The 5,645-nt window shown below is 37.2% G+C and carries 6 protein-coding genes; 3 read left to right on the top strand and 3 right to left on the bottom strand.

Features of this window, described 5'->3' with window-relative positions; all coding sequences use genetic code 11:
* From IM473_RS17710 to IM473_RS17700, 3 genes are all read left to right on the top strand, one after another.
* A partial coding sequence (locus IM473_RS17710) for a hypothetical protein (protein WP_287690543.1) occupies window positions 1–478 on the top strand: 478 nt, incomplete at its 5' end.
* Window positions 479–581: 103 nt separating this feature from the next.
* Entirely contained in the window at window positions 582–923 is a 342-nt protein-coding gene (locus tag IM473_RS17705) for a type II toxin-antitoxin system PrlF family antitoxin (RefSeq protein WP_287658186.1), read from the top strand.
* Between the two features lie 392 nt (window positions 924–1,315).
* Window positions 1,316–2,323 (top strand): pentapeptide repeat-containing protein, encoded by a 1,008-nt coding sequence (locus tag IM473_RS17700; protein WP_287658184.1) that lies wholly within the window; start codon window positions 1,316–1,318, stop codon window positions 2,321–2,323.
* Between the two features lie 584 nt (window positions 2,324–2,907).
* Here the strand turns inward: IM473_RS17700 and IM473_RS17695 are convergent.
* From IM473_RS17695 to IM473_RS17685, 3 genes are all read right to left on the bottom strand, one after another.
* Window positions 2,908–3,588, bottom strand: a complete 681-nt coding sequence (locus IM473_RS17695; RefSeq protein WP_287658183.1) for an ATP-binding cassette domain-containing protein — start codon at window positions 3,586–3,588, stop codon at window positions 2,908–2,910.
* A 14-nt stretch (window positions 3,589–3,602) separates the two neighbouring features.
* Window positions 3,603–4,778 carry an ABC transporter permease DevC gene (gene devC / locus IM473_RS17690; protein WP_287658182.1) on the bottom strand — a complete coding sequence of 392 codons (1,176 nt, stop codon included), beginning with the start codon at window positions 4,776–4,778 and terminating at the stop codon, window positions 3,603–3,605.
* Window positions 4,779–4,927: 149 nt separating this feature from the next.
* Window positions 4,928–5,645: IS630 family transposase (locus IM473_RS17685; RefSeq protein ID WP_287658181.1), on the bottom strand; the 718-nt coding region annotated here is incomplete at its 5' end.

Here is a 5,645-nt window from a genome sequence, read left to right as displayed (position 1 = left end):
CGACCAGGCCAACGCCCGACAATGGACAAGTTATCTCACCACCGACCCGCTCGCCATTCTGCAAAATCTGTTTGGGGGTGGTCAGGTACAACAGCAAAGGATAGCCATCACCGACCTCGAAATCAGGGCGGCCGACCTAGAAGCAGCCCGGGCTGAATTGGAACGTCAACGGGCTGCCAAACGCTCTCAACTCGGAGAACAGGTCTTAACGCTGGTGATCGCCTACGAATCAGCCGGCGATCGAGAACGGGCGATATCAGCCCAACTGTCCAATCACGACCTCTTGACCAGGATTACCGAGATCGATTACCGTCTGGGCGGTTCATCCACCGAAACCTATCTAACAAGAATCGCCCAACGAGAACAGTTAGAGATTCAGTGGAACCGTTACCGTCTCGAAGGGGAAACCGCTAAACGACAACTTCTATCCTTGACGGGGTTTTCCGCTCCTGAAACTACTGGGGAAACTACTAGGTAATTGGCTGATATTGTGATGTACATATCCAGCGACTCCACACTTGACGAGACAATGCACTTGCATTACCATCAAGATGTTTTGACAAACAGGCTGAGAGGTCGCAATGGATGCAACTATGGCTCCATGGCCAGAATCCACTCTTACCGATCGCTATCAGACTACAATTCCCGATTCCGTTCGCAAAGCCCTTGGCTTGAATAAGCGCGATAAAATCTGCTACAACATACAGCCCGACGGCAAAGTATGGATTTCCAGGGCTGAGGGGACAGAAGAAAATGATCCGGTGCTTGGGAAATTTCTGAATTTTCTTGCACAAGATATGGAACAGAACCCTCAACACATACAGGCAATTAGTTCTAACCTAGTCAATCATGTTCAATACTTGGTCTCTGGCGTTGCTCTGGATATTGATGCACCACTTCTGGATGAGGACGATTGTCTATAGATCAGCCCCTAGTAATTAATGGATGGAGCATATTTGCTCATTTGTAGGGGTTGACCGACGAGGAAAAGTCGATTATTAGGAGGAAGTAACTTAGCATGAGCCTGACAGAAGAAAATAAGGCTCTACCGAACCTGTCATGTAAAACTATCAACAATTCGTGCTTGTAAAGCTTGTATACTAAGGCTTTGAGTTTTTGTTAGATTGATATTTATCAACTTTAGAGCATTGCTGGGCAGAGAGGGAGCTTGAGGAATTTTCTACAGTGTAAGTTCGGAAGAACCGAAAATAAAAAAAACTTATTAAAGTTAATAAGTCTATCTCTTTATTTCTTATTGTTTTGGTTATTTACTAAAGTTTATATATTACCGATTATTTCAACCAGTCAAAGTATTTTGTTAAACTTAGAAAAAGAAAAAGAAATTTCGTTTAATAATATCAAGATGCCTAAACTATCTCAATTAGAGTATGGTTTCGTTGTGGCAACAATAATAGGTGTTTTTGCAATAAGATTGATCGACAAAGACTTGGTACAACCTTCGGAAAAGGATATGGAAGAAATAAATGATTTTAGAGATTTATATTCAATAAGAAGAAATAGGAAAAAAGGATGGAAATCTGTATTAGACTATCAATTATTGACTTTAGCAAAAGAAAAAAATACTTCATTAAACGAAATCAAATCTATTTTTTATGACTATTACTTTAGTAAACATTCAATGGATCATTCTGGCTCTAGATTTTTGTATCTACTGAATAGACAAAGTACACCTATTTTTAATTATTTAGTAATAATATCTGGATTCTTAGTTGCCATTATTCCTGTATATAATTGGGTTACTGAATTAGTTCAAGGCAATAGAATTGCAGAAGAAAAAACTATAAAAGAAGCTTGGGATAATTTAGCTAAATATAAAGGGCAAAAAGGAAATCTTGGAAGGCAGGGAAATCTTGAATTTTTGAATAGAAACAAAATTTTATTATACAATCTTGAACTCGAGGGTGCTGCTTTACCTAAAATAAACTTAGAAAAAGTAGATTTGCAGTATTCTAATTTGAAGAATTCCAAATTGATAGGGGCTAACTTTGGGAATGCTAATTTAAATTATGTCATTTTTGCTGAGGCAAATCTCAGCTATGCCAAACTTACAGACTCTAAACTTATTCAAACAGATCTAACAAATGCAGATTTGACCAATGCAGATCTGACCAATGCAGATATAAGCGAAGCAAATTTAACAGATGCTAAAGGTTTAACATTAGAACAACTTAAGAAAACAAAAAATTGGAAATTAGCTAAGTATAGCGATAGTTTTCTTAAAGATTCAGGAATATGTGAAGGTGAAGAGAAACCTAATCAATGTCCTTTAAATACATCTTATGGCAGTAAAAAAAATCAATAATTTATAACTATCAGGACACCCTAAAATGCAATTATGCAAAAACATCCAAAAAGCTACAAAGACCTAAAAAATCGCATTATTGCCTATTTATAAGGGGATGAGGTTTAGGTACTGGAAAAAATTAATACCAATTTTCAATAGTCGTGACTAACATCTGAAAGTGCAATTCCTTTCTCCGAGAGGGATTGCGCTTTGAAATGATCAACTAAGTCTGTCATTACTTTTGAAAAATGATATATAGCGGTAAGCGCTTGAGTGAGATACAAACCAAGCTTTGCCTAGCATGGTTTATAGATCGTGACACTGTACCTCATACGACTGCACACCGCTATAGTAAGCTCGCTCCTATCCCTAATTCTTTCGTTAGCTTTTTGCCTAGAATCGCTAGATCTATTTCTAGCGAGAGAAGCCAGAAGCCTTCGTTGGCAAGTTTTCTAGCTCGCTTGTCCCCCTGTCAGGTTAGTTAGCTCTAGATAAAATACTTGATAAAAATCGCTAAATGCCTTTCTCTATAAGAGTTTCATCTTTTATAATCCTGTCCGTTGCATAAGACAAACCGAAGAACCAGATTTTGTTGTCTTGACTTACGCTTGTAATAATCCATCTTCCATATAAATTAGTCGATCAGCAATATCAAAAATTCTATTATCATGTGTTACTAATAGTATCGTACATTTTTGCTCTGTCGCTAAACGTTGTAATAAACTAACCACATCACGACCAGATTTACTATCTAGAGAAGCTGTTGGTTCATCGGCTAAAATAAGTTGTGGATGATTGACTAAAGCACGCGCTACAGCAACCCTTTGCTTTTCTCCTCCGGATAAACCCTCTGGATAATAATGAATTTTTTTTCCTAAACCCACTTCCGAAAGCATGATCTTAGCTTTTTGATAAGCTTCTCTTTGGGAATAATAGCCCTGAAGTTCAAGAGACATGACCACATTTTGTAGTGCGGTCAAACATTGTAATAAATTATGTTCTTGAAAAATATAGCCCAATTTTCGACGATGAGCGATTAAATGATTCGGCTCGGCTCGATTCAATTCCCGTCCTAATATCTTCAAACTACCAAGTTGAACAGAGCGTAATCCTCCGATCAAGGAAAGTAAAGTAGTTTTTCCCGATCCGGAAGGACCGTTCATAATGACAATCTCACTTTGCTCAACTTCTAAATTAATATTGAAAAGAACTTGTTTTTTGAGAGAACCCTTCCCAAAAAAATGTTGTAGTTGATTGGCGACAATAATTGGTGGATTGGACATGACTAGTAGACTCCCTAAAAAATATCGGAAGGATCACAGTAACGTAGCTTATTAACAGCAATCGCTCCAGAAAGACAACACATTATAATTGTCAAACAGAAAAGGAAAAGAATACGAGTTTCATTCATATAAATTGGTAGCTTTGTCGCTCCCGCAGCTAAGTCATATAAACCCCAAGAGATGACCAAACCGGGGATATAACCTAAAATCGCTAGAGTAATTGAAGATTGAAATACTAATTTGAGTAAATATAAATTTCGGTAGCCCATCGCTTTTAACGTTGCGTACTCGGCTAAATGATCGGAAACATCTGTATACAAAACTTGATAGACAATAATCGTACCGACGACAAAACTAAGTAGAGCGCCTAATCCAAAAATAAAGCCGATCGGAGTATTATTAGCCCAGTGATTTTTTTCGAGATCGATAAATTCTTGTTTTGATAAAATTAATATATCTTCATGGGGAACTAAAGCCTTAATTTTTTGAATAACTTTTTGCACATTAGCTTTCGATTTTAATTGAATTACACCGATAGAAATTAACCCTTTTTGAGAACGGGTGCTAAAAATTCTTAGAAAATTAAGATCGCTAGTAATTAAATGACCGTTATAACTAAAAGACGGGCCTAATTGAAAAAGACGAGTGATCGTTACTCTCCGAGATGGCCCGCCTCCAGACGCTCCCAAATCAGTTTTTATAGGATACCGATCATTAAATCTATCGGCAACAATACCGTATTCTGGACGAGATAGACCATCAAAAAAAACCGTGTCTTCAGACTTCAAATCGGATATATTACGACAAACTTCCGGTAACAATAAGGAACAGGAGGTCGGATCAATACCAACTGTTAAAATTACATATTTTAAATGATTTTTAGGATTGGTAAACTGAGCAGCATCTAAATAAATGGGAGAGATCGATTTCACTTCATCTAATTGACTCGCTTGATAGAGTCTTCGTTCTGCAAAAGGGCGAAAAGATACCAAAGAAACATATTGAGGGCTCACCAAAACAATATCCCCTTGAATAACCTGATGGAGACGGGCGGCACTTTCAAAAAGAGCACTACGAAACCCTAGTTGCATAAACATTAATAGAACCGCAAAACTAATTCCTGATAAAGCTACTAAGAATTTTAATTTATTGTGGGTGAGTTGTAACCAAGACAGGGGCATTTTATTCATTGCTATACTAGCTCCAAGTTTTTATACTATAGTCATTTCAGATAAGTCTGATACGGTCTAGGCCGACAAAACCCTTATGAAATCTCGGATTGATATTCTCAATCTTAATTGAAATGACTATAAATCCTATTTCGAAAAGATGACAACAATCAGTCATAAGTTAGCCAATGATAGTTAGTCAAGTTTTTAATTTCATTAGTCATTGTTTCGAGATACTGACAACGAGTTATCAGAATTTCTTCTATTTCTTCAATTGTTTCAAAATACGCATTAACCAGAGGTTCATCTACTAGAGACCACAATCTCTCGGCTGGCTGTAGTTCTGGTGAATAAGCCGGTAGAAAATCGAGCATGATTCCATCAGGAATTTCAAGTTTTTCACTTCTATGCCACCCAGCATTATCTTGTACTAATAAAACAATTTTTTCTGCCGATAACCCGACATATTTTGCCAAAGATTGATAGACTAAACTTAACCATTGATCATTAACTATTGGGATTAAATACCAGAGTGTTTTTCCTGTTTTTAGCTCAACAAACCCGTAAACATATAACCATTCATAACGATGATGCACCAGGGCAGAAGGCCTTTCTCCTATGGGAACCCAGACTTTTTTAATGATTGGTTTTAAGCCCACTCGATGTTCGTCAAAGAACCAGACTTCTACTTGAGAACTGGGAAATTTATCTCTTAATTCTTGAACTTTTACTGGTAAATTTTGCTTGAATTTTTCTTGTTCAACTGGGTCTCCCTTTTTATGTTTTGGACTGGGTTTTTGACAAGAATATCTCGACTTTTTTAAGTAATCCCATCCCCTTTGATTCCAAACTTTTTCTCGTCCCGTTTCCTTTTTTATCCATCGGACT

Origin of the sequence: Microcystis sp. M015S2 (assembly GCF_020245945.1) — a bacterium.
Taxonomy (GTDB): domain Bacteria; phylum Cyanobacteriota; class Cyanobacteriia; order Cyanobacteriales; family Microcystaceae; genus Microcystis.
The sequence above is the reverse complement of the archived record's forward strand: the minus strand, read 5'-3'. Positions and strand labels throughout refer to the sequence as shown.

What these genes read in the sequence shown, in the direction of transcription:
- IM473_RS17705 (WP_287658186.1), top strand. Translation starts at nt 582, where the DNA reads ATGGATGCAACTATGGCTCCATGGCCAGAATCCACTCTTACCGATCGC.
- IM473_RS17695 (WP_287658183.1), bottom strand. Translation starts at nt 3,588, where the DNA reads ATGTCCAATCCACCAATTATTGTCGCCAATCAACTACAACATTTTTTT.
- devC (WP_287658182.1), bottom strand. Translation starts at nt 4,778, where the DNA reads ATGAATAAAATGCCCCTGTCTTGGTTACAACTCACCCACAATAAATTA.